This window comes from Nitrososphaera viennensis EN76 (assembly GCF_000698785.1).
GTDB classification, from domain to species: Archaea; Thermoproteota; Nitrososphaeria; order Nitrososphaerales; family Nitrososphaeraceae; genus Nitrososphaera; species Nitrososphaera viennensis.
The window spans coordinates 1445540-1467565 of the sequence record NZ_CP007536.1 but is presented as its reverse complement, the minus strand read 5'-3'; the positions used below and the strand labels follow the sequence as shown (position 1 = coordinate 1467565).

28 protein-coding genes are annotated in these 22026 nt (G+C 51.7%); 19 read left to right on the top strand and 9 right to left on the bottom strand.

Going from position 1 to position 22026, the window contains the following annotated elements:
- Window positions 1–105: 105 nt before the first annotated feature.
- The 8 genes from NVIE_RS08345 to NVIE_RS08315 all read left to right on the top strand — a co-directional run bounded on the left by NVIE_RS08345 (window position 106) and on the right by NVIE_RS08315 (window position 6681).
- The gene (locus tag NVIE_RS08345) at window positions 106–903 is read left to right on the top strand and encodes an alpha/beta fold hydrolase (RefSeq protein ID WP_075054855.1); all 798 of its coding nucleotides are present in this window, start codon (window positions 106–108) and stop codon (window positions 901–903) included.
- A gap of 350 nt (window positions 904–1253) precedes the next feature.
- On the top strand, window positions 1254–2777 hold the full coding sequence (locus NVIE_RS08340) for a 4-hydroxyphenylacetate 3-hydroxylase family protein (RefSeq protein ID WP_075054854.1): 1524 nt from the start codon (window positions 1254–1256) through the stop codon (window positions 2775–2777).
- Window positions 2778–2849: 72 nt separating this feature from the next.
- Window positions 2850–3218 (top strand): VOC family protein, encoded by a 369-nt coding sequence (locus NVIE_RS08335; protein WP_075056094.1) that lies wholly within the window; start codon window positions 2850–2852, stop codon window positions 3216–3218.
- Between the two features lie 105 nt (window positions 3219–3323).
- Window positions 3324–3776 (top strand): helix-turn-helix transcriptional regulator, encoded by a 453-nt coding sequence (locus NVIE_RS08330; protein ID WP_227717303.1) that lies wholly within the window; start codon window positions 3324–3326, stop codon window positions 3774–3776.
- Complete coding sequence (locus tag NVIE_RS08325; RefSeq protein WP_075054853.1) at window positions 3773–4369, top strand: RlmE family RNA methyltransferase; 597 nt, start codon at window positions 3773–3775, stop codon at window positions 4367–4369. Before NVIE_RS08330 ends, NVIE_RS08325 begins: the two co-directional genes overlap by 4 nt.
- Window positions 4370–4477: 108 nt before the next feature.
- Window positions 4478–5662 carry a DUF373 family protein gene (locus NVIE_RS08320; RefSeq protein WP_075054852.1) on the top strand — a complete coding sequence of 395 codons (1185 nt, stop codon included), beginning with the start codon at window positions 4478–4480 and terminating at the stop codon, window positions 5660–5662.
- Between the two features lie 44 nt (window positions 5663–5706).
- Window positions 5707–5883, top strand: a complete 177-nt coding sequence (locus NVIE_RS15405) for a hypothetical protein (protein WP_158435151.1) — start codon at window positions 5707–5709, stop codon at window positions 5881–5883.
- Between the two features lie 360 nt (window positions 5884–6243).
- Window positions 6244–6681: a bis(5'-nucleosyl)-tetraphosphatase gene (locus NVIE_RS08315; protein WP_075054851.1), complete on the top strand. Its 438-nt coding sequence runs from the start codon at window positions 6244–6246 to the stop codon at window positions 6679–6681.
- Here the strand turns inward: NVIE_RS08315 and NVIE_RS08310 are convergent.
- Together NVIE_RS08310 and NVIE_RS08305 are read right to left on the bottom strand one after the other, a co-directional pair.
- Complete coding sequence (locus NVIE_RS08310) at window positions 6650–7414, bottom strand: orotidine 5'-phosphate decarboxylase (protein WP_075054850.1); 765 nt, start codon at window positions 7412–7414, stop codon at window positions 6650–6652. The two genes, NVIE_RS08315 and NVIE_RS08310, sit on opposite strands and share 32 nt — an antisense overlap.
- Window positions 7407–8105, bottom strand: a complete 699-nt coding sequence (locus NVIE_RS08305) for a hypothetical protein (protein WP_144239590.1) — start codon at window positions 8103–8105, stop codon at window positions 7407–7409. Before NVIE_RS08305 ends, NVIE_RS08310 begins: the two co-directional genes overlap by 8 nt.
- Window positions 8106–8166: 61 nt before the next feature.
- Here NVIE_RS08305 and NVIE_RS08300 point away from each other — a divergent pair, with 61 nt between their 5' ends.
- Complete coding sequence (locus tag NVIE_RS08300; protein WP_075054848.1) at window positions 8167–8487, top strand: hypothetical protein; 321 nt, start codon at window positions 8167–8169, stop codon at window positions 8485–8487.
- On the opposite strand, the gene NVIE_RS08295 is transcribed toward NVIE_RS08300, so the two are convergent.
- Entirely contained in the window at window positions 8484–9488 is a 1005-nt protein-coding gene (locus NVIE_RS08295) for an adenylosuccinate synthetase (RefSeq protein ID WP_075054847.1), read from the bottom strand. The genes NVIE_RS08300 and NVIE_RS08295 overlap by 4 nt on opposite strands.
- 80 nt (window positions 9489–9568) lie before the next feature.
- Between NVIE_RS08295 and NVIE_RS08290 the strand changes: the two genes are divergently transcribed.
- Window positions 9569–10057: a hypothetical protein gene (locus NVIE_RS08290; protein ID WP_075054846.1), complete on the top strand. Its 489-nt coding sequence runs from the start codon at window positions 9569–9571 to the stop codon at window positions 10055–10057.
- Window positions 10058–10070: 13 nt separating this feature from the next.
- Here NVIE_RS08290 and NVIE_RS08285 read toward each other — a convergent pair whose 3' ends face one another.
- Window positions 10071–10331, bottom strand: a complete 261-nt coding sequence (locus tag NVIE_RS08285) for a Fe(2+)-trafficking protein (protein WP_075054845.1) — start codon at window positions 10329–10331, stop codon at window positions 10071–10073.
- 40 nt (window positions 10332–10371) lie between these two features.
- Window positions 10372–10728, bottom strand: coding sequence for a zinc ribbon domain-containing protein (locus NVIE_RS08280; protein ID WP_227717302.1), 357 nt, complete (start codon window positions 10726–10728; stop codon window positions 10372–10374).
- A 75-nt stretch (window positions 10729–10803) separates the two neighbouring features.
- On the opposite strand from NVIE_RS08280, the gene NVIE_RS15720 reads away from it, so the two are divergent.
- From NVIE_RS15720 to NVIE_RS08265, 4 genes are all read left to right on the top strand, one after another.
- Window positions 10804–10971 carry a hypothetical protein gene (locus NVIE_RS15720; RefSeq protein ID WP_169736200.1) on the top strand — a complete coding sequence of 56 codons (168 nt, stop codon included), beginning with the start codon at window positions 10804–10806 and terminating at the stop codon, window positions 10969–10971.
- A gap of 35 nt (window positions 10972–11006) precedes the next feature.
- A complete protein-coding gene (locus tag NVIE_RS08275; RefSeq protein ID WP_084790708.1) occupies window positions 11007–11654 on the top strand; it encodes a hypothetical protein in 648 nt (215 codons plus the stop codon).
- A complete protein-coding gene (locus NVIE_RS08270) occupies window positions 11644–11931 on the top strand; it encodes a winged helix-turn-helix domain-containing protein (protein ID WP_075054843.1) in 288 nt (95 codons plus the stop codon). The genes NVIE_RS08275 and NVIE_RS08270 overlap by 11 nt, the downstream gene beginning before the upstream one ends.
- Window positions 11932–12003: 72 nt before the next feature.
- Window positions 12004–12345, top strand: coding sequence for a luciferase domain-containing protein (locus tag NVIE_RS08265; protein ID WP_075054842.1), 342 nt, complete (start codon window positions 12004–12006; stop codon window positions 12343–12345).
- Window positions 12346–12994: 649 nt separating this feature from the next.
- On the opposite strand, the gene NVIE_RS08255 is transcribed toward NVIE_RS08265, so the two are convergent.
- Window positions 12995–13666 (bottom strand): PDDEXK family nuclease, encoded by a 672-nt coding sequence (locus NVIE_RS08255; protein WP_075054840.1) that lies wholly within the window; start codon window positions 13664–13666, stop codon window positions 12995–12997.
- Between the two features lie 194 nt (window positions 13667–13860).
- Complete coding sequence (locus tag NVIE_RS08250) at window positions 13861–14823, bottom strand: mechanosensitive ion channel family protein (RefSeq protein ID WP_075054839.1); 963 nt, start codon at window positions 14821–14823, stop codon at window positions 13861–13863.
- A gap of 486 nt (window positions 14824–15309) precedes the next feature.
- Here NVIE_RS08250 and NVIE_RS08245 point away from each other — a divergent pair, with 486 nt between their 5' ends.
- On the top strand, window positions 15310–16101 hold the full coding sequence (locus NVIE_RS08245; RefSeq protein ID WP_075054838.1) for a hypothetical protein: 792 nt from the start codon (window positions 15310–15312) through the stop codon (window positions 16099–16101).
- Window positions 16102–17170: 1069 nt separating this feature from the next.
- Entirely contained in the window at window positions 17171–17800 is a 630-nt protein-coding gene (locus tag NVIE_RS08240; RefSeq protein ID WP_158435150.1) for a hypothetical protein, read from the top strand.
- A gap of 1007 nt (window positions 17801–18807) precedes the next feature.
- Here the strand turns inward: NVIE_RS08240 and NVIE_RS16090 are convergent.
- Window positions 18808–18936 carry a hypothetical protein gene (locus NVIE_RS16090; RefSeq protein ID WP_258914091.1) on the bottom strand — a complete coding sequence of 43 codons (129 nt, stop codon included), beginning with the start codon at window positions 18934–18936 and terminating at the stop codon, window positions 18808–18810.
- Window positions 18937–19020: 84 nt separating this feature from the next.
- Here NVIE_RS16090 and NVIE_RS08230 point away from each other — a divergent pair, with 84 nt between their 5' ends.
- The 3 genes from NVIE_RS08230 to NVIE_RS08220 all read left to right on the top strand — a co-directional run bounded on the left by NVIE_RS08230 (window position 19021) and on the right by NVIE_RS08220 (window position 21644).
- Entirely contained in the window at window positions 19021–19227 is a 207-nt protein-coding gene (locus NVIE_RS08230; RefSeq protein WP_075054835.1) for a hypothetical protein, read from the top strand.
- Between the two features lie 41 nt (window positions 19228–19268).
- Entirely contained in the window at window positions 19269–21170 is a 1902-nt protein-coding gene (locus tag NVIE_RS08225; protein WP_075054834.1) for a threonine--tRNA ligase, read from the top strand.
- Window positions 21171–21425: 255 nt separating this feature from the next.
- Window positions 21426–21644: a hypothetical protein gene (locus tag NVIE_RS08220; RefSeq protein ID WP_084790707.1), complete on the top strand. Its 219-nt coding sequence runs from the start codon at window positions 21426–21428 to the stop codon at window positions 21642–21644.
- Here the strand turns inward: NVIE_RS08220 and NVIE_RS08215 are convergent.
- Window positions 21641–21970: a hypothetical protein gene (locus tag NVIE_RS08215; RefSeq protein WP_075054832.1), complete on the bottom strand. Its 330-nt coding sequence runs from the start codon at window positions 21968–21970 to the stop codon at window positions 21641–21643. The genes NVIE_RS08220 and NVIE_RS08215 overlap by 4 nt on opposite strands.
- Window positions 21971–22026: the final 56 nt, after the last annotated feature.

Sequence of the window (22026 nt, the reverse complement as noted above, 5' to 3'; positions counted from 1 at the left end):
CGTTTTGCCAAATTCTCTTTCTCTAATGAAAATTCGTGGCCATATTCGTCTTGTGGAAAAAAGAGATAAACGTAAACATGCCTTCTGGAAGCAGACGTCATAAAGATGAAGGAATCCTATGCGAGCATAGGCCAAGTACGAGTGAGGTACCTTGAGGCAAGCATCAGGAGGGATGATGATGCACTATTTCCTGTTTCTACTTCTTCTATTGGGAGACCCAAAAGCGGAAAACAACAGCAACATCGTCATCAACCTCCTCGGCACGTGCTGTTCATTCACGGTCTCGGGTCATCGGCAGATAGATGGCTTGATATTCCTGATGCAATGTCGCTCTTTGGTTTTCATGCAGTTGCCATAGACCTGCCCGGATTCGGAGGCAGCGACAAGCCCCCAGACATGAATTATTACACCATCGAGAATTTCGCGCAGGCCGTGGCAGAATTCATGCACAAAATTGGCATAGATGACGGGAAAACCAGCATTGTAGGCCATTCATTAGGAGGCTACGTAGCGGCGCAACTTGCAATAGAGCAAAGAGGCCTCGTTGACAAACTGGTCTTGGTGGACTCCTCGGGAATGCTGCAAGGTCAAACACCTCTGCTTAGGAGGTACCTTGACGCTGCAATGAACCCTTCAAAACAATCTGTCAGGGAGGTGTTCGAGCAGCTGGTGGCAAACCCGACTAGAATTCCCGAGATATTGGTCGATGGCTTTATCTACAGAATACAACAGCCAAATGCGCAACTTGCCTTCAAGTCGGCTTACGACAACAGCACAAGCACGCAAATAGGAATCAAGAGGCTAAAGCTGATCGGTCAAAACAACATCCCGACGCTGATTATCTGGGGAAGCGAGGACAAGCTGATCCCCCAGAATACTGTCAAATTTTCAAAGAGGGAATAAGAAACTCGCTGGCCATAATAGTAAAGGATGCTGGACACGCGCCTTTTGCCGAGAAACCCGCTGTGGTGTGCGAGCTCTTGCAGGATTTTCTCGATTCATCCAGGACATAAAGAGTGTGTATATCCAGAAAGGGTCTGCTGAATCAACAATAATGGGTCAAAGAGAAATTTATCCAGAAACAAGGAATCACCCGAGCAGGCAAACCAAAATGACTTCTTAAAATGCATTATCTGGGTAATACTTAGCCCGTACAAATTTCTCACGGCAATACTGCAGAAATAGACAACTTGTTCTCTTGTAGAGCGAAAGCTGGAAGATATAAATAAGAACATCGTAAAGTACCTCATTATATGCCGATAAAGAACGGGGCTGAGTACGTAGAGAGCCTCAGGGGAAGGAAACTCAAAGTCTATCTTTTTGGACAGCTTGTAAAGGAGCCGGTGGACCATCCCATGATCCGCCCCTCCATTAACGCAGTGGCCGCCACGTACGACCTTGCAAACGCCGAGCCAGAGATGGCGGGAGCCAAGTCGTCGATATCCGGCCTGCAGGTAAACAGGTTCCTCCACATCGCGGAAAGCGCCGAGGACCTTGTGAACCAGAACAGGATGCAGAGGAGGCTTGGCCAGCTGACGGGCACCTGCTTCCAGCGCTGCGTCGGCATGGACGCCCTTAACTCACTGTATTCCACTACCTACGAAGTCGACCAAAAGTACAAAACGCCATACCACGCGCGCCTGAAGGAGTTCATCAAGATGATCCAGCGCGAGAACTATGTCATCGGGGGCGCCATGACGGACGTCAAGGGCGACAGGAGCCTCTCGCCGTCGCAGCAGCCCGACCCGGACATGTTCGTGCACATCGTCAAGAGGGACAAAAAGGGCGTCTACATCACCGGTGCCAAGGCGCACCAGACCGGCTGCATCAACTCGCACTGGATACTCGTCATGCCCACCATGCGCCTGAAAGCGGAGGACAAGGACTATGCCATAGTCGGCGCAGTCCCGGTCGACGCCCCGGGCATCACGTACATCTATGGCAGGCAGTCGTGCGACACAAGGTCGATGGAAGAAGGCGACATTGACGCCGGCAACAGCAAGTTCGGAGGTCAGGAGGCCATGATAATATTCGACAACGTGTTCATTCCAAACGAGCTCATCTTTCTGGACGGCGAGTACGACTATGCAGCAATGCTGGTCGAGCGCTTTACCTGCTACCACAGGCGCTCGTATGTCTGCAAGACTGGCCTTGGCGACGTGCTGATAGGCGCCGCGGCGGCAATCGCGGACTATAACGGGGTCGCAAGCGCCTCGCACATCAAGGACAAGCTTGTGGAGATGACGCACCTCAATGAGACGATATTCGGCGCAGGCATTGCATCTTCGTACATGGCCCACCAGACGGCGTCTGGAAACTGGCAGTGCGACGACATGCTGGCCAACGTCTGCAAGCACAACGTGACGAAATTCCCCTACGAGATAAGCAGGCTGGCACAGGACATCGCCGGCGGCCTCATGGTGACGCTCCCGTCGGAAAAGGACTTTCGCGGGCCCGAGACTGGCCCCCTGCTTGAGAAGTACCTGAAAGGACGCAAGGGCGTCTCGACCGAGAGCAGGGTGAGGATGCTCCGCCTTATTGAAAACATGACGCTTGGCCGGAACGCGGTGGGATACCTCACAGAGTCGATGCACGGCGCCGGCTCGCCGCAGGCGCAGCGCATCCAGATCGCAAGGCAGATGCAGCTGGAATACAAGAAAAAGCTTGCCAAGAACCTTGCAAGCGTCAAGGAAGGCGAGACTGCCGAGATAGCGCAGGAAAACCCGGAATACTTCAACAAGATATTCGGGGTCAAGAAGAAGGGCAAACAGCAGTAGCAGTAGTAACTTTCTTTACTCTGCTTACTTTTGGTAAGCATCCTTAAATATTTCTGCGATCTACTTTTTGCCATGCCAAGACCGATACATTTCGACCTGACGGCAGACAACCCCGAAAGGGCGGTCAAGTTCTACCAGAGCGTGTTTGGATGGAAGTTTGAAAAATGGGACGGGCCGATGGAGTACTGGATGTGCACCACCGGCGACAAGGACGAGCCGGGCATAAACGGCGGCCTCTCAAGGAAGGGCGATTCGGGAATGCCTGCCATGAACACCATAGGCGTAGCAAACGTTGACGAGTTTTCCAAAAAGATAGCCTCAAGCGGCGGCAAGGTAGTCATGCCCAAGTCGCCGATACCGGGCGTCGGCTGGTTTGCCACCTGCCAGGATACCGAGGGCAACCTCTTTGGCATAATTCAGGAAGACAAGAACGCCAAGTAAGTAGTAACAGCAAGGACTTTTTTGGCCGCGTGTACGCGAGTGCGCGGCCGAAAAGGATTATTTATCAGTTATGCGTCAAAAGAAGTGTCTTCGGGGTAGCTGTGTTTGAAACTAAATGAAGCCCAGATCGAGGATCTGACGGGCAAGGTCTTTCGCACGATCGTCTCAAACGGCAAGGGTGGTATACTGCAGTCAGAGCTCTGGAAGGAACTTGACCTGACAAGCCGCGACGGCTCGCGTGTGGCAATCCGCCTTGAGCGCCGGGCCCTTATAAGGCGGGAAAAGATGCTGGAAAACGGCAGGTGGACCTACAAGCTTTTCGCCACCAAGCTGCCCATCGACACCAGCAGCGTCGAAAACGCGCCGTGCCTCACCTGTCCCGTGGAGCACATGTGCTCCCTTGACGGTTCCTACAGCCCAATCACCTGCAACCTCATAGAGGACTGGCTAGTGCTGTCCCTCAACATGGCCAACCAGCAGAGGAGGCAGCAAGAGCAGCATCAGAATCATCATCAGGCGCCGGCCTCAGAGACGGAAGAAGAAGATCCGGCCAAATGAGGCTTGCAGACGCCCGCAGGGACCATTACAGGCGCCTTGCCAAGGATCAGGGCTACAGGAGCAGGGCTGCATACAAGCTAAAGCAGATCAACGATTCTTACCGCATTCTCAAGCGTGGAAACAGGGTAGTTGACATTGGCTGCGCGCCCGGCGGCTGGGTGCAGGTCGCCACAAAAGAGGCCGGCCCGGGAGGCAGGGTGGTGGGAATAGACCTCAAGGAGGTAGAGCCGGTGGACGGCGCGACGATACTGCAGGGAAGCATCGACGACCCTGCCGCGGTCGCAAAAATAGTTGAGGCGCTGGGAGAAGAAAAAGCCGACATAATATTGTCAGACCTTGCGCCAAACGTCAGCGGCATGTGGGAGGTGGACCACGCGCGGCAGATCGACCTCACGAGGAGCGCCCTCGCACTTGCAAGGCAGGTGTTGAAGGCAGGCGGCAACGCTGTTTTCAAGGTGTTTGAGGGCGAGTTCCTGAACGAGCTAAAGAATGAGATGAAGGCAAGCTTTGGCAAGGTGCTCGTAAGCAAGCCCACCGCAAGCCGGCAGGAAAGCTCCGAACTGTACCTGGTGTGCATCGGCTTTCGCTCGTGATAGTAATTTTCTCTCATGTATTCTGCACGTTGCCCAATTAAACCGAATAACCCCGGGCAAAGTTGATTAAATTAATTAAGCTGTTGCACGACCTGTAAAATATCCCGGATGCCAGGCCAGCCTGACTATTATGCCCGCAATCACAAGCTGGAGGTCCCAAAGAGCCAGGACTCCTCACAGAGCAGGCTGCTCGTCCTATGCATCGACAGGGACGACGACATCGGGACAAAGGGAGGCATCGAGACGCCCATTGTCGGCCGCGACCAGTGCATAAACGCCGGCACCCGCCTCGCAATCGAGGACCCTGAGGACGCCGACGGAAACGCCATTTTCGGCGCGGTCAAGACCTACGAAGAGCTGGTGAGCAAGGGCTACAACGTCGAGGTGGCCGTGGTGGCTGGCAAGTTCAACAGGGGCGTTGAGGCAGACGAAAAGATAAGCCGGGAGGTGCAGGCTATACTCGAGAAGTACCAGGCGACCGGCGCAGTCATAGTTTCAGATGGCGAGGACGATGAGACGGTGCTTCCAGTCATACAGTCGAGGGTGCCCGTGGTGTCTGTCCAGCGCATCATCATCCGCCACAGCAGGAGCGTGGAATACTCGTACGCGGTGTTTGGCCGCTACCTGAAGGCGATGATGTACGACCCGCAGTACAGCAAGTTCTTCCTCGGCGTGCCAGGCGCGCTGCTGCTCGCAGGCGGCCTTGCAGTCGCGCTTGAGCAGACCAAGTGGCTGACCGTCATGATACTTGCAATCCTTGGGGGCGCGTTCGTGGTGCGCGCCTTTGACGTCGACAGGGCGGTAAGCTCGCTTGGCAAGATGGGGCCGACCGACTTCATCAAGATATTCTCTATAATCGGAGGAGTGCTGATGATGCTTGCAGCCATTGCAAACGGCATTTCCAGCATACCGCATGACATTCCTGTGTCCCAGATGGACGCGCTGCAGATAATCTCCAACAAGGCCATCGTGGGAAGCTTTACCAAGGGCATGATAACGATGATGTGGATAGGAGTCGCCACGATAATGGCCGGCGTGCTCCTGAGCAACTGGCTGAAGGGGAGCTCGCACGCTATGGCTGACATACTGCGGCTGGTGGTGCTTGGCCTGCTCTACATACCGGTGCTCCAGTTCACCGACGTGCTCACGCTGTCCACGAGCCCGTTCACGCTGGTGTCGTCGCTCTTGATAGGGCTTGCAGTGTCGCTTGTAGCGGCCGCGTTCCTGTACCAGCACTTCCGCCACAGGCGCGGGGGCGAGAACCAGGTAAAAGCAAACGGCAGCGGCAGCTGAAACATAAATAACACGCATGCTTTCTTTTCAACCCTGGGATTATAATGCCCGAGCACGGCGAGCTTGACCCGCAATCGCAAAACAGGTGGTTCTGCGGCTACTGGATGACGCAGGAAGAATGGGAGGACATACACGACTATGCGCCGCCAGCTGCCACCGGGGTTGCGGAGCAGCAGCGGGAAGAAGAAAAGGAAGAGCAAGAGGAAGAAGAAGAGGGGTAAAGAAAGGGGCGCTGTAAACTTGCCATGGCGGCCGGCTTTGCTGCGATAATCTTCGGGTCTATCACGAGCGACTATCAAGGTTTCTTATAATCATCATTATCATCATCGGCACTGCTTCATTTTTCTTATGCGGGCTTTGCCGGGCCATTCATTTCATTATTTTCCAGCCATTATTAGCTTCTTTAATAAAAAAAGCGCCGCCGGCGTCATTTCAGGTTTGAGTCTGGCAGTGATGCAAAAAAAGCCTGCGGTGGTTGATCTGGTCATGTCCAGCACGTGCAGGGGCAACAACCGATACCTTGACAGTATAATATGTGGGTAAAAGGTAAAACATACAAACAACCTCGTTGACCTCAATGTGTGGTTGACGAGCGGTCCGCCGGCGCAGTGGTGGTTTTTATGCCGTCAGACAGCGGCAAGCCGGAATACCTTCTCCTGCATTATACCGCCGGCCACTGGGATTTCCCAAAGGGCAACATAGAGGCAGGCGAGACCGAAAAAGAGGCCGCGGCAAGAGAGATCCGCGAAGAGACGGGCATCGCCGACGTCGAGTTTGTTGAGGGCTTTCGCCAGATAATATCGTACAGGTACAGAAAGGCCCGGAGGCTTGTCGACAAGGAAGTCGTACTCTTTTTGGTCCGGACAAAGACCAGAGACGTAAAGATATCGCACGAGCACATCGGCTTTGCGTGGAAAAATTACGACGACGCGATAAAGCAGCTTACCTACAGGAACGCAAGGAACCTGCTTGAAGCCGCGATGCAGTTCATGGAGAAGGAGAAGCCGCCAGCAGCCTGAACCGGCGCGCCGCCGCCGCCTGGTCCTTTGCCTGGAATATCGACCTTCCGATTATCAAATAGTCCGAGCCGCTTTTGACCGCCTGCCTTGCGTCGCCTCCCTGCGCGCCGACGCCCGGCGAATACACTGGAAGTGAAATTTTCAGCTCTTTCTTTTTCTCGGATATTTCATTCAGTATGTCTGCCTGCGTCGCGCCGACCACGATGCCGTCGACATAGGCCTTGATTGCCCTGTCAAGAAATATCCTGTACATCATCATGCCGCCGTGTGCCTGCAGGCCGTACCCGTCTGCCGCATCCGGGTGGCTCATGTACACAAGCGCAATGAGGCCCATTCCCAGCGCGTGCGCCTTTTTTGCAAGCGACGCAAGCGTGTTTGCGCCCATGAACGGGTTTGCTATCGCGGCGTCAAAGCCCATCTTGGCGAGGTGCTCAAGCGCGACCTCGTTGGTGTCGCCGATGTCGTTCAGCTTGATGTCTGCTATGCACAGGAGGCGGCGGCTGTGCGCCCTCTTGGTCACCTCTGCAATCTCCCTAGATGACAGCGGGAGCAGGAGGTGAAAGTTGAACTTGACTGCGCAGGCTTCGCCTGCCACCGCGTCTATGGTCCTTATCGCAAACTGCTTTAGGTTGCGCTTGTTTGCGGCAGGGTCGAGCGCCACCACTATCCTGCTCTTCTTTTTCCCTGCCAGCTGTGCCATCCGCTGCGAAAAGGAGGATGATGAGCTAGTCATAGGCCTTTACCAGCGGGTGGTCCGCCGCAAGCCTTATCACTTTCAGGTAGATGTAGCCGTGCTCGTCCAGGCTTGAGCAGAATGCCGGCTGCTCCGGCCTCTGGCTGGCATAGCGCAAAAAGGGCTCCGCCGGCTCGGACGTAAGGGGGACGTAGTAAAAGTACGACAGAGAGTCGTTCTCGTTGACGCTCATGATCGTGCCGATTATTGTTGTTGCTGCTGTCGCCTTGCCTCCACGCTGCTGCTTTGCAAGGAACAGCGGCAGCGGCGCCTCCTCGTAGATAGTCTTGTACGCGGCGACCTTTGCTAAACTTGCCATGTCCTTCAGCTTTATCGCGGTGTAGCCTGCCCCCTTTTCCACCTTGCCGAATTTTGCAAGCGCCGGCGGGAACTTTTCCACGTTAAGGATGGGCGAGTAGACAAACGTCGGGTTTCCGACCGAGTCGGCAAGCGTGACCTCCTCGACGCCGTTTGACACCCTGTACGCCAGATACTGCGAACCCCCTACCTCTGCCTCTGTAAAGTAGATGACAGGCCTACCGTTCATGATGTCCAGCTGCGCGGCAAGCACCTGCTTTCCCCCGACCGTGAGTGCAAAGGACGGCATCGGGGCGCGCTCTAGCGCGCATACTAGCCTGCCAAAATCCTTCAGGCCGGCAAGCGGTATGTACACCGGGGCTTTGAGGCGCAAATCGAAATCGCTTATGGTTAAAGCATACAGTATTAAAGTCATCCGCCCTTTTCACGGACGGATGACCGACAGGACGCGCGACCTTGTCGCGCAGGCGCAGGGCGTGCTTGCAAGGGCAGATGATCCTGCGTCGCTCTGGCGCGCCTACGTCGCAGTCGAGTACGCGATACTTGACATAAAACTGCGGCATGGATTGGAGCATGAGCAATCGCCTCCTGCACCACCAAAGAAGGCCGCTGACGACGATGACGGCGACCTGCTTGCTTTTGCAAGAGAAAAGCTGGCGCGCCTTGACCTTGAAGGCGACAGGAAAAAACTGCTTTACAACCTCCGCGAGTGCCGCGACGCGCTCAAGGCGCTCTTGGCAAGGAAAAAGCCCTAACGCCTTCTGTCGACTACGTCCTCAAGGTCCGGGCCGGTGCCTACGAGCGTCGCCTTTACTCCCAGCTCGCCCTCTATTTCCTCGATGAACTTTCTTGCCTCGGCCGGCATCTTTTCATACTGGCGCACGCCTGCGCACGAGGGGAACAGCACGTCGAGCTTTGTGACTGCGATCTGCGTCGCGCTGTTTATCCTTATCGACTTTTTCGCAAGGACGAAATCAAACGGCGCCGCCCTCCTCTGCCTGCCAGTCACGCTGCCAAACTCCATCCAGCCGCGCTTTTTAGCCTCGTCCTCAGACAGCTCGTTTGCAAGCGGCCCTCCGCCGACCCTCGTCACGTACGCCTTGAACACCACGAGCACGTCGTCAACCTTTTTCGGCCCGATTCCGATGTCGGAGCAGATGCCGGACGCCGTGACGTCCTTTGAAGTGACAAACGGGTAGCCGCCGTGAAACAACGACAAATACGTGCCCTGCGTCCCCTCCACCAGCACCTTTTCGTTGTTCTCAAGCGCATAGTTGACCGAGTTGCTGACGTCTTCAACGAACAATGAAAGTTCCGGCACGTCGCGGGCAAGTTTCAGCGTGCGAAGCGCCCTGTCCGCGTTTGCCGGGCCGGTTCCAGTCCCAGTAGTTCCGATCTTGCCCTTCAGGTGATCCTCGCTCTTATCGCGGTCAATGTGCGACTGCTCGATGATGCCGCACTGGGCGTCGACGTAGGTCCTGTCGTCTGCCCTGAACATCTCAATCTCCTTTAGCAAAACCTGCGGGTTTACGAGCACGCCGGCGCCTATCAGGAGCCGGGTCGCCGGGTTGAGCGCCGCGCTTGGAAGCATGCGCACCTTGTACTCCTTGCCCTCAAATGCAAAAGTGTGGCCGGCATTTGGTCCCACTCCGCCGCGCACCGCAATAACCGGGTTGTCCTTCTTTGCCAGGTACGCTACTATCTTGCCCTTTCCCTCGTCGCCAAAGAATCCGCCTACTGTCACAAGGCACGGCATGGGAGTTTGTGACAGCATGTCGTTATTTAATCTCACCTGCGCAGCACGGATTAAATTGAGCCGCAGCAAAAGATGGGCTGTTGAGCGGAGGGGCAGGAGGGGGAGGACAGCAGCAGGATCTCAATGGCGCCGCGGGAAACATCATCCAGATCCTTGCAAACCTTCCGGAATTCCTGCGCAAGCCGATGCTGCAAAAAAGGCTTTCAGAATTCTTTGACATGGCCGAGAAGGAAAGGCAGGAGACTATCGCGCTTGCGCTTGCAGCAGCTCCGACGATAGAGCCGCAAAAGCTGTCTGTGCTGGTAAAGACGTGGCTTGAGGTCCTCGCAGGGTTTGACGCGGAAAAGCGCACTGCGATTTTCAGCATCTATTGCAGCCAGATAATTAAACAGCCAGAATCGCTCCAGCGCCTCAACTTCCAGTCGCTTACGGACACGTTTCAGTCGCTTGGCGACAGAGAGCGCGAGATACTTGCAGACTCGTTCAAGGAAGTGCTCTTTGCCTTTCCAAGGCGCGAGAAGATACTTGCAGCCATTCCGGACTATTCGAGAAAAGCGCTTGGCCTCTAGTGTGTGTGTACTACTAATGTGACGGCGGCTGCTCGGGCTTTTTCTCTATCTCGCCGATGCCTTTCTCAAGGCCAAAGAACGCCCTTTCGTACTTGCGCAACGCCTTTCTGTGCTCCGGAAGGGACATGTCGAGCCTGAGCTCGTTCATCACCATGATGGCGTACGTCGTCCACTCTTTCCAGCACGCGTTGCATGCCGGGTACTTGTCGGCGGCCGGGTCTTCTGACGGCGCGTCTATCGGCTTGCCGCACTTCAGGCAGGTCTTGCCGCTCATATCTTGAGAGAACCTCTTGCGCTAGCCATTATTATACGTTCTAAAAGAGCGGCTTTTTCATGTTCGAGCCGCAGCTGGAGCACCTTGTACCCTTGACCTCTGTGCCGCAGGCCAAACAAACATACTTCAACTTCACTCCCTCGCTCATGTGGCCCCTTCCGGCAGTGTCGCTTCCAAAGCCAAACGACCCGAGCGCCTTTGTCTGGCGGTAGCGTATGTAAAAGATGGCCGCGACAAATATCGCAACGTTTGCAGCCAGGCCTACCAGAAAGCCGAAAAAGTAGGTCAAAACAAGCCCTGCCCCGAGGCTTGCCGCCAGGAACATTATCTGGCGCTTTAGTACCGGCTTGAGGCTGCCGTCCATATTTATCGCTCTTGAGTATAACTTGCCGCCCATCGCTTAAGAAGGTTTTTCCAAATCCGGCCTGATTTTTTCCCAAAGTTATTATAGTTTTGCAACGACAGTACTGCCATGAAGGTGCGCTGCCCCGACTGCAAGGCAATAGCCGAGCTGGCAGACGATTTCACGTACGTCAAGTGCACCAAGTGCGAGTTTGACATGACCTACGGCGAGTACGTGAAATACATCGCGTACAAGGACGCGCGCTACCGCGACATCCTGAGCGACTACAAAAAGTAAATAACTCTGCACGCAAACCATTACCGACCGGCCGGTTGGTGGAAATCGAACTTGCGATAAACCTCGTTGGCCTAGCCATCTCTGCGATGATAGGCCGGTTCGCGTACAGCGGCTATGCGACCATCGGCAGTCCAAACCTCCTGCGCCTTACCCTTGCGTTTGCCTCGATAGCCGCCGGCTTTGCCCTCATCATAGCCGCATTCTTTGTGCATCCCGGCTATGCCCGGGCAGTCGACACCGCCGGTCTTGCAGCGCAGGCAGTCGGATACTTTTTCATAGCCATGTCTCATGGGCTAAAGTCGTCGTTTGACTTTGCGCCAAGAGGAGGCGCCTCCGCTGCCGCCCTTGCCTTGGTACCCTTAGCTGCTACTCCATTCGTAATACCTGGAAATTCAATAGAACATCTTGTCAGGTCAATTTCTTTTATTCTACTAGTATATGTGTCGATTGAAACATTAGCATCGTATATGCAGACCATGAGGACAAACACCCTCATGATTGGCTCGGGACTTGGCACGCTAGCAGTAGCGGAGCTCTTGGCCTGGTACGATTTCATATTCCCAGGCACTTATGACTACCCTGCCCTGGCAGCCAAGGTTGCCGGCTTTGGCCTGATGTTCATACCGTTCTCAAAATTCGGCCTGACAAGCGGCCTTGGAAGGAGGCTTAAAGATGCCGAATAACAACAGGACGCACATCAGCATCATAGCCGACATACTGGACACGGCAAGGCAGTACAGCTACGAGGGCTATGACGAAGGCGCTCCCGTCACCCACCTCATCAGAAAGGCAAACGTGCCTCACCGCCGGCTCTCGTCCATCGTTTCGGAGCTAAAGGCGTACGGCCTCCTAAGCGAGGCGCCCGACTCGAAATACCGCATAAGCGAGAAGGGTATGGAGTTCCTGAACTCGTACAACCAGTTCAAGGGCTTTGCCGAGAGCTTTGGCCTCAAGGTATAGAGGAGAAAAGAATACTACCAAGTAAGTTATTCATACCACACTTAAATCTCCATACTGTCATAATATACACTGATGGTGGCAAACACGCTAGAGAGGGTGAAAAGCGAGCTTCTCTCATGGCCGGGCGTGGTAACCAAGACCCACAGGTTTGGCGGGACCGAGTTTGACCTGAACGGCCGCGAGATGGGACACATGCACGGCTCAAGCTGGGCCGACCTGCCGTTTCCGATGAAAGTGAGAAAAGAGCTGGTTGAAAAGGGAAAGGTATCCCCGCACCACATCCTGCCGGAGTCCGGCTGGGTGACATTTTACGTCCGCAGCGACGAGGACGTGCAGACGCTCATCGGATTGTTCAGGATGCAGTACGAGAGGCTGGGCGGCAGCAGCAACAACAACAAAAAATTACGACAATAACAAAACAATAAAAACCGCGGGGACTTTTTTATTCGTCCCCTTCGTCATCGTCGGAAGAATCTTCGTCTTCATCCTCGTCTTCAAAGTCATCCTCAAAGTCGTCGTCTTCTGACATGCCACCAATAACCGACTAGAGGATTGTTATAAGCATTACTTTACTTGGTACAAGCAAGTTATCAATTGTTGCACTTTTTTGCCGTTGACACTCCAAGAACCCGGGAAGAAGAATATGATGATGTGTCTCTCGCGGGCTCTTGCCTTGGACCCGCCAAACAGCCTTACACAAACAATGCCCGGGGATTGGCGCGCAAAAACTGCGAGCAGAGCAAAAAGGAGAGAGGCAGGTTTGACGCGGCCGAAATCTTTTCTAAATATCGCGACTCCGGTACTAACTTCGAGAAGCTTGGCACTATATTAGATAAAAGATGCCGTGACGACTGCAATCTGGGTGAAATGGGACATCACCAACTCGATCTACCTCTATAACACGTTTTGCAGCACATGCGCCGAACGGCGGCCGCTGGGAACAATCTACTGTCCTGTCTGCGGCAGAAAAGTGCGGACTCGTAGCTTCCATAGCAAAAAATGAAACGTGTTAGAACGCAAGCCGCAGGACCTGCTCCTTTTATTTTTTTATTGATAAAATCCCCTAGGAGAACCTGTCTCTTCTGTCCCGGCCTGTACGTGCAGATTCGCTCATTTTTGCCCGGACAATCCGGTCCAAGTCGTCCAGATCCTTTGGATAGATGGATATGAACTTGATTTTGTTTTCATCGTACCTGGCCATTTTCCATTTCATTGATTTGATATAGTCTGCCCTATTGCTTTCGTCCTCCGTATCCACCATTCCCCAGTATTCCACGTACAGGTCATAATCCGGCAGGTAAAAATCAGGCTTGGAAATCATCCTTCTGTGCTTGAGCTTGTTGTCAGTAGTCCATGCCGTCCTTTCGTACTGGTATCGGATGTCGTTTTGGTAAAAGTAGTCTGCCAAGAGCTTCTCTCCCATGCTTTTCACCGTTTCACCATTTATCGTGGTGTAGGTGCGGCGAAAATCGCTTGGACGGTGGGTTTGCAGAGAGCTATGGAAGTGGCGCTGCTGCTTCCGTCGCCGCGATAGCCCCTTCTTGATCGCCAGCGCAGAAATTACTATTATCACTAGGTTCAAAACGACAGTCCACCCAATCAGGAGGGATTGCAAGTCTGGATTGGAAACATCACCACCAGCAACAGCAATCCAAGTCGCGACCGAAACGTCCACGATGCCGCCAAGAATCACCAGACCTATCAGGAGCTTTCGCCACCGCGTACTACTAGTCATCTGCGATACTCTCAGAAATTCCAGCCATTAGAAATAGGTTCACGAAGAAACCTCTAGGTGCGTTCATTTCGTGATATTATTTTTCCCTGATGTCTTTACGCGCCATAGTTCCTGAAAAAGGAAGAAGAAAAAGGTCACCGGCGGCCTTGTTGATAGCTCTGGCACGCACAGGTTGTTGTCGTCTCGCTATTTTATTATGCTGCCGCAGAATACGACGATGGTGATCCTCCTCCTCTTTCCATCATCCTTTCTTGCGTTTCAGGGTTTGGACCCGATTCCACGATTATTTCTTCGTCTATGAGGTTCTTTGTCGGGATCACCACGGTCCTTCCTGCCTCGTCCTTTATTATTACGCTAAATGCACCGACTTCCTGTACGACGCCTCTGTGCTGGTTGAACGAGATCTTCTGTCCCTGCTTTATGGCCGGCTGTACGAGCGTATTGCCCTTGATGATCGAAGGGATGGCCTCTTTCAACCCGTATGCGAGGCCTACTCCAAAACCAATCGCCAGTGCCGCCGCTATCCCCCATACCAGCGCGGTTATGACAGAGTTCAGTATGGTCTGCCCGATGCCCAGCTGCGTGACTGCCACTGTCAGGACTATGGCATAGAATATCCCGGTTATGGCAAGGCCGATTGTCTTGCCTGCTATGATTCCCCTCCTTGGAAGCTCATTTTGCAGCCAGCTTCCAACAAAGTCTGCAAGAAGCGAACCTATCACCAGCACCAGCAAAAAGGCAACGACGTTTGGAACCCACAGCCACACACTGTTGATCGCCTGCGATATCTGCGGGAATTGCAGCACGTTTACCGCCGCGGCTATGAAGAAGAGGTAGATGAACCACTTTGTGGCTGTTCCAAAAATCCTGGACATGCTCCAGCCGGTGCTTACCGTCGCCTGCCCGATCCCGCTTTTGCTCCAGTGTTTATCCAGGTTGAGTTTCTTTATGACTTTGGAGACTGCCCACCCTGCAATCTTGCCTACCAGATATCCGATTCCTAGGAGGACAAGCGCTGCTACAATATTTGGCAGGGCGCGCCCTATCGTTGTTCCGAATTCATTTAATGAATTTACGATCGGGGCCGCCAGATCGTTTCCTCCCGCTACCTGAAAAGTAGTCAGGAGCGCAAGTATACTGGAGATTTCGATGCTCATGCCTTTCCTACATCGGTATAAAGATATTAAGGAGTTATCAAAAACCTGTAAACTATGCTGTCTTTATAAGGTACTTCCGGTGATTTTTATATGATTAAAAGTAACTATTTATATATATTATAACTCATATGTGCCTGGCAAATATTGCCGAGATCTAGCCGGCACAAGGTAAAAAAGCTTGCCAGCTTATCAGCCGCAAATCTGGCACACTCGATATTTTTGCATTCTCTTCTTCCTTTAGGATTTGGTGCCGCCTGTCATATTGCTCCTGACATGCGTGTGTGTATGTGCATGCGTGTCTTGCTTGCTGTTTTTTGTCTTTGCCATTGGCTTTTCTTCACGATGCTCGTCCGCATCTTTACCGAGTTTTTTGTAGCGCCCTGTGTGTGTAATAGTGCAACCAGTCTATCTCTGTAGGTCAAAAATAGAGTCATATCGCAGTCAAAGTCGAAACTCATTAAACATCATCTAGCGATTATTTCCTAAATGGCAGAAAATGCTAAGATAGTTTCTGCAGCGATTGCTGCAGTGCTTGTCTCGGCTATTCTAGTCGGTTCTTTTTCAGTGGCAAGAAGCTTCGCACAAAATCCGATACAAGACCTGATTGGAAACGCGACAAGCGCTGGAGAGAACCTAATTGGAAACGTGACAGGTTTAGGAAACCAAACGACTACAGGAAACCAAACGACTACAGGAAACCAAACGACTACAGGAAACCAAACGACTACAGGAAACCAAACGACTACAGGAAACCAAACGACTACAGGAAACCAAACGACTACAGGAAACCAAACCGGCTTGCAGTTGCCGGAGGGTAGGCTAACTGGCCGGATTGCAAGCATCCAGATTGAAGATGGCACGCCTGTGTGGATACTGGCGGGAATCTGGAAGTTAGAACAGGTCGAAGGTAATGTAACCGCGCCACCGGCAGCTAATGTAACCGCGCCACCGGCAGCTAATGTAACCGCGCCACCGGCAGCTAATGTAACCGCCCTTTCCTTCACGGCTAAAATAGAGATGGTCCAGCCCAACGGTACTGGCTTCCATGAACACGAAGTGTCAGATCTAAAAGTGACTGAAATTGGAAGCAACGAATCTGGCAACCCGACTATCAATGGAACAGCTACCGTCACGATGCGGGAAGGCCCGGTGCAGGATGTGCCGATAACTATCAGAATAATAGGCAACTCTGTATTTGCCATGACGCTAGGACCTGAAAAGATAGAAAACCACTTTGGTACCGAACCTATCTACGGCACTGTTGCACAAAGACGCTAGCAGACTTTCTGTACCTTTCCTTTTTCCTTTTTTTGATTAATTACATCGCCAATTTTGTTGCATTAGGATTACATCCAGTCTCTGCTCTTTGTTACGCGACAAGATTGGGTACTGTAGCATTCGCGTCGGTTCGTGATCACCAAGATGAAATTGCATCCGACGACAATGCGACAGAACCACCACAAATGGCGCAATATTTCGACTAATTCCTTAAATGCACGCAGAATAGAAGATATTTCTAGGGAATTTATATATGGACTTTAATCTCTATTTTTTGAGAATACAAGCCGTATATTTCCTATTAGGAATGGTTGCAGCCTTAATTCTCCTTGTTCCTAGTCTTGCCAACGCGACAAATTATGATACATACCAATCGATGAAATCCAATTTCGACCAAGCGGGAGTGCAAGGTAGCCTGACGGTCTACACTCCTAGTATCAGCGGCAGTGCATCTCCTTGGAATCATAGAGATTACATGGTGTATGTGAATTTTTACAGTACTGACTCTTCAATGGGCGCTGGCTGGTATGCGCAGATAGGCAGTTCTTCAGTTGAGAAGTATAATCTAGTATACCGCGTTACACCCACAATAGGTGTGAATCACGATCTTTGGACACAGTTATCTGCTGGGACTACATTTACCGCTAAGGTAGAGCAGCAGACTAGTTCCACGAGCTATTGCTGGAAAGCTACCACAATATCTAACTCTAATTCATACTGTTTTCCGACAGGGTCGCATCCGGCAGGGAGTGTAGGCAACGCTGCTAGATCGACCCATCCGCAAGATTCATCAAATAACTTGCCCGGGTGGTTCGATTCGCTAAAAGTAGGGAAATGGGTAAGCGGTAGTATGCAATTTAACGATTACTTTAGCTCCTCATCTAACCCCTATTACAAATGCTACTCGTCTAATGGCTTCATTCTTAATTATGTCTACTCTTATACTGGCTCCTCTAGTAAAATAGACACTGTTGCAACTAGTCCGGGCCTTTCGTCACCATATAATACTGATTCTTGCACAGTCGATGATCCAGTCCAAGCGCCGATTAACTACGGTGGTAATGGTTAGGTGGTAACAATGGAAAGAAGAAAGATTGTTCTTGTGGCGGTAATTCTTTCAGCTGTGATTGGTGGAGCTGTCATATTAGCAAACACCGGAAGATTGAGTCAAGCAGCTAACGATGACGCATGTATGCTAAAGACGCTTGATTCCGTAGTCACCGATTTTCCGGTAAAACAACCCGATACTTCAAGTATGCCCGCAGGATTTCAGTTGGAGGGCGTTGACTATGCAGGGCGTACCGTCATCATGTTTTATGCAGATCATTCTCTGTGTCCACTTACTGAATCGTATGGCGGACTAATTGACAAAGGCGCCATAGTTATCAGTGTCAATAAATCTGATGAGATAAAAGATAGCATTCAATTTCAGAATCAAGAACTCGAATATTATGCAAATAATACGGAAACACTAGCCAAAGTTGAGCCAATCACGGTAAATGGCAACAAAGGAATCGGATGGGAGCCATTTAACGGGACTGACACCGTAAGAATAGATGGAAATATTGTTAAACAAGAACCAATAAAAATGCCCGGCTGGGTTAGGTTCTATGATGACCAGGATGGCACCATTTACGGTATTCGTGGGCACCAGCCTCTTCAAGTATTGGTGAAGATTGCTGAAAGTTTACACAGGTAGAGTAGTTCAATTTCTCTGCTGTCATTTGGAAATCACTTGATTGTTTAGCATGCAGCATTAGGAGGTTAAGAATCCAATAAAGTTACAGTTGTAAAGTCTGGGAACTCGGGCAGAAGAAGTAAAGGATCGGCGATCTCCTGCTGAGGGCAGTTCTGAAGATACGTCCAAACACCTTGGCAGGATTTAAGAGGTTCCCAGATCATGGGCATCGGCAATATCCGTCCAACGCATAGCCACAAGTGAAGAGGTAGAAAACCTTATCCCAGAAGACTGGAACTTTGCAAGAACTGCTTCCGAGCGGGAAGGTTGTCCTGTAGAAATGAAAAAGGAATTCGCAGGATATGTGAGAATTGGCTCCAACTGATTCGTTTTCTTGTTGCGCATAAAAAATAGAGAATCTTAAATTCTAGACAGAATGGGTCCGCACCCGCATAGGATCTGGACCATGAGGGCCCAGAGATGCACAGTTCCACATAGTGTTCGAGCACCAATGAGCCAAAGGAACTCTACCTGCAATCTACAAATATTGTTGCATATGCTATTACTCCCGGTTTAACTGCATCTTGTTATGCAACAAAATCGAAAGATAATTATTGTAAACGACGGCACAGAGCGACGGCTGCAAGGGCAATTATATGTGCACGCAGATACTCCGGTTTTGGAGCATCCGATGAAAGAAGAAGATTCGAGATGCTTGAATACAACACCGACAAGGTTCGGGCCCGTGTCGGTTGGGGCATATAACGCAGCAGCAAAGATGGCGATAGTAACTGTTTTAATCAATCAATTGAAAGAATAGCTGCCAATCAGCCGACCAAATTGGTTAAAAGAAGGGTTCATCAGGTCCCGAAAGCCACGCATGGCGAGTAGGGCCTCATTTTATATCGCTGCCGCCAAAAACAAGCGTGTCTGAAGAAATTTGCTGTTACATTTAGGATATGTTGCCAAGTTGTCGGTTGTCACGTCGCTTGTTGTTGAACGTCCGCGGCCAAAAAGTTAACGGTACCTTACTTCATTATGACGCAGGTGCATACCCCTATCTCGCAGCGCCTCACTTCTTTTCCGTTTGCCCGGGTGAGCACGTAGCCGTGGCGCTCTAGGGGGTGGAGGCACTTTTCGCACAGGGGGCCATACATAGGCTAGCTTCGCGCAGGCCCTCCATAAGCATTCCAGTCATCTTTTTATATACACATATGGTGGTTTTTGGGTAGTAGTTAGTTATGGGCCGAGTCGATAAGGGTGTTTCTTGCAGCGTCAGCGGCTGCGAAAACAAGGCGGAACGTTCGATAAGCGGAAGCAAGGCCGCAATGGCCCCGGACATGGGCCTCAACAGTTCAAAGCACGTCTACCTGTGCCACGAGCACTACAAGGAATGGAAAAAGGCCAGCAAGGAAGAGAGGGAAAACGAGAGGGCCAGATGGGGCTAATACACTATAAATAAATTAGCATAGATCCGTGATCAAGAGATATGCGTCTGCTGCAACTTCATTCTGATTTTATCGAGTACGAGCCCATCGAGAAGGAGATCAAAAGCGCCGAGGACATTTCTTCAAAGGCCAAGGTAAAACTGGAAGATCTTGTCGTGGCTTTCGTTGCAGTAGAGACCGACGACGACGAAAGCGTTGCCAAGGCGGCGGCAGGAGAGATCAAGAAATTCATGGACACCGTAAAGGCGTCAAGGCTTCTCGTCTACCCGTACGCGCACCTGAGCTCCGACCTTGCGGCGCCGGACGTGGCGGCAGGCATTGTAAAGGCGGTTGAAAGCTTTGCCAAAGAGTCAGTAGATGAAGTGCACAGGTCGCCCTTTGGCTGGACCAAGTCGTTCAACATCAAGGTCAAGGGCCATCCGCTGGCAGAAAACGCCAAGGCGATTTCCAAGCAAGCAACAGAAGACGTTCACCTACACGAGCACGAACACGAACACGACGAGGGCAAAGAATCTACAGCATTAAAGAACGAGGAGAAGCTAAAGTCGTTCTGGTACGTGCTGCAGCCGGGAGGCATTCTGACCCCCGTCAGCGAATACAAGTTCAAAAAGCAGGATGCAAACCTCCAGACGCTCACAAACTATGAAATTTCAAAGAACCGCGCCGTGAACCAGCAGCCAGAGCACGTGCGCCTGATGAAAAAGATGGCAATAGCCGATTACGAGCCGGCATCAGACGTCGGCAACATGCGCTTTTATCCCAAGGGGCGCCTGATGAAGTCGCTCATCGAGCAGTACGTGACCCGCCGGGTGATGGAGTACGGCGGCATCGAAGTGGAAACGCCAATCATGTACGATTCAAAGCACCCATCGATGGAGAGCTACTTTAACCGCTTTCCTGCAAGGCAGTACAACATACAGTCTGATAATAAACAACTATTCTTGAGATTTGCGGCGTGCTTTGGGCAATTCCTGATAGCAAAGGACATGAACGTGTCGTACAAGCACATGCCCTTCAAGCTCTATGAATTGACGCGCTACTCTTTCAGGCGCGAAAAGTCCGGCGAGCTCGTAGGTTTGCGCCGGCTGCGCGCCTTTACAATGCCGGACTGCCACGCGTTCTGCAAGGACCTTGCGCAGGCAAAGGAGGAGTTCCGCAAGCGCTTTGAGCTTTCGATAAGCGTGCTAAATGCGCTTGGCCTCCAGAACGAGGACGTCGAGATGGCAATCAGGTTCACTGAGGATTTCTGGAACGAGAATAAGGACTTTATCACGGAGCTGATAAACAAGTTCGGTAGGCCGGTGCTTGCAGAGGTGTGGAAGGAGCGGTTCTTTTATTTCACGCTGAAATGGGAGTTCAACTACGTCGACGGCCTCGGCAAGGCGTCGGCGCTTTCAACAGACCAGATAGACGTGGAAAACGGCAAGCGCTACAACATCGAGTACGTGGACGAGGACGGCACGAAAAAGAACCCGATAATACTGCACAACTCGCCTTCGGGCGCGGTCGAGCGCGTGATGTATGCGCTGATGGAAAAGGCGGCCAAGGTGTCAAAGACGGGCGGCATACCGTCGTTTCCGCTGTGGCTTGCGCACACGCAGGTGCGCGTCATCTCGGTGGCAAAGGAGCATTTGCAGTTCTGCGACAACCTGCTTGCGCAGCTGTCTGCAAACCAGATCCGCGCCGACGTTGACGACAGGGACGAGTCTGTCGGAAAGAAGATCCGCGAGTCAGAGACAGAGTGGATACGCTACACCGTAGTCATCGGCGACAAGGAAGTGGCTTCCGGCAAGCTGATGGTGCGCGACAGAAACGAGGGCAAGCAGCGCGAGATGACCGTGCAGGAGCTGATAGACGAGGTAAAGGCGCAGACAAAGGACAAGCCCTACCTGCCGCTGAACCTGCCAAGGTACGTTTCGGTCAGGCCGCAGATAATGGCCTAAAAGATGCTACTTGCGAAATGCAAAGGATATGCAGTCTATCGAGAAACAAGTTGAAGTGTTGATGCTTCATACAATCATGTATGGTACATATTTGTATTATACAAAGGTGTATACACCTAAATAGCTCTACTACGTAGGTGTCTACGCATAATGAAGAACGTGCATGTGCAGAAGAACAGAAAGCATTCAGCTGGACGAAAAGTATCCAGACTTTCAAAACCTTCGGGACACATGCCCAGATTGGATACCATTCAGATGGTGGAGGAAGCCATCAAGAGCGACAAGGTATTCACCTCGAAAAACCAGCTCTGGAGGAGCCTGCCAAAATCAATGCAGTATAACACACTTTTGACGATACTGGATTACCTGGAAAAGAGCAACAAGATAATGTTTGAAAGGGACGGGACCATCGTATGGACATTTGTTGACAGTCCAGAAGCGATCAAGTCTCTAGAAGAATCAATTCCTCTCTAACTGGTACTATAGCCGAACAGAACATCATATTCCTTGTGTGTCAGCAGATCCAGATACTGGTAGGTTTTCTTTTCCTCATCCGTCCTGATAGTGTAAATCAGCCTGTGGGTGTTGGGAAGATCATGAACGTACAGGTTCTTGACGCTGAGTTTTAGGTATCTGTCAGGATACGGCTTTTTCTTGATAAAGTCGCCTTTGTTGATATCTCTCAGCATTTCATCGCGAACTTCTCTAATGCGTATCTTGATTTCGTGCTTTTCGGGCAGAGAATCATAGGTCTGTATAAAATTCTTGTGACCTACTACCTCAAAACCCTTAAACGGCAATATGCTAGAATTATGCGGTACTTTTTTACTATATCACCTTTTGTTTTCAACGCCTG

Excerpts from the sequence above, each read along its gene's own strand:
- NVIE_RS15405 (WP_158435151.1), top strand. The coding sequence starts at position 5,707 with ATGCCCGAGCACGGCGAGCTTGACCCGCAATCGCAAAACAGGTGGTTC.
- NVIE_RS08245 (WP_075054838.1), top strand. The coding sequence starts at position 15,310 with ATGGCAGAAAATGCTAAGATAGTTTCTGCAGCGATTGCTGCAGTGCTT.
- NVIE_RS08310 (WP_075054850.1), bottom strand. The coding sequence starts at position 7,414 with ATGACTAGCTCATCATCCTCCTTTTCGCAGCGGATGGCACAGCTGGCA.
- NVIE_RS15720 (WP_169736200.1), top strand. The coding sequence starts at position 10,804 with ATGAAGGTGCGCTGCCCCGACTGCAAGGCAATAGCCGAGCTGGCAGAC.
- NVIE_RS08230 (WP_075054835.1), top strand. The coding sequence starts at position 19,021 with ATGGGCCGAGTCGATAAGGGTGTTTCTTGCAGCGTCAGCGGCTGCGAA.
- NVIE_RS08345 (WP_075054855.1), top strand. The coding sequence starts at position 106 with ATGAAGGAATCCTATGCGAGCATAGGCCAAGTACGAGTGAGGTACCTT.
- NVIE_RS08335 (WP_075056094.1), top strand. The coding sequence starts at position 2,850 with ATGCCAAGACCGATACATTTCGACCTGACGGCAGACAACCCCGAAAGG.
- NVIE_RS08225 (WP_075054834.1), top strand. The coding sequence starts at position 19,269 with ATGCGTCTGCTGCAACTTCATTCTGATTTTATCGAGTACGAGCCCATC.
- NVIE_RS16090 (WP_258914091.1), bottom strand. The coding sequence starts at position 18,936 with ATGTATGGCCCCCTGTGCGAAAAGTGCCTCCACCCCCTAGAGCGCCAC.
- NVIE_RS08220 (WP_084790707.1), top strand. The coding sequence starts at position 21,426 with ATGGTGGAGGAAGCCATCAAGAGCGACAAGGTATTCACCTCGAAAAAC.
- NVIE_RS08265 (WP_075054842.1), top strand. The coding sequence starts at position 12,004 with ATGGTGGCAAACACGCTAGAGAGGGTGAAAAGCGAGCTTCTCTCATGG.
- NVIE_RS08340 (WP_075054854.1), top strand. The coding sequence starts at position 1,254 with ATGCCGATAAAGAACGGGGCTGAGTACGTAGAGAGCCTCAGGGGAAGG.
- NVIE_RS08325 (WP_075054853.1), top strand. The coding sequence starts at position 3,773 with ATGAGGCTTGCAGACGCCCGCAGGGACCATTACAGGCGCCTTGCCAAG.
- NVIE_RS08255 (WP_075054840.1), bottom strand. The coding sequence starts at position 13,666 with ATGACTAGTAGTACGCGGTGGCGAAAGCTCCTGATAGGTCTGGTGATT.
- NVIE_RS08285 (WP_075054845.1), bottom strand. The coding sequence starts at position 10,331 with ATGAGCGGCAAGACCTGCCTGAAGTGCGGCAAGCCGATAGACGCGCCG.
- NVIE_RS08300 (WP_075054848.1), top strand. The coding sequence starts at position 8,167 with ATGACCGACAGGACGCGCGACCTTGTCGCGCAGGCGCAGGGCGTGCTT.
- NVIE_RS08320 (WP_075054852.1), top strand. The coding sequence starts at position 4,478 with ATGCCAGGCCAGCCTGACTATTATGCCCGCAATCACAAGCTGGAGGTC.
- NVIE_RS08270 (WP_075054843.1), top strand. The coding sequence starts at position 11,644 with ATGCCGAATAACAACAGGACGCACATCAGCATCATAGCCGACATACTG.
- NVIE_RS08295 (WP_075054847.1), bottom strand. The coding sequence starts at position 9,488 with ATGCCGTGCCTTGTGACAGTAGGCGGATTCTTTGGCGACGAGGGAAAG.
- NVIE_RS08280 (WP_227717302.1), bottom strand. The coding sequence starts at position 10,728 with ATGGGCGGCAAGTTATACTCAAGAGCGATAAATATGGACGGCAGCCTC.
- NVIE_RS08250 (WP_075054839.1), bottom strand. The coding sequence starts at position 14,823 with ATGAGCATCGAAATCTCCAGTATACTTGCGCTCCTGACTACTTTTCAG.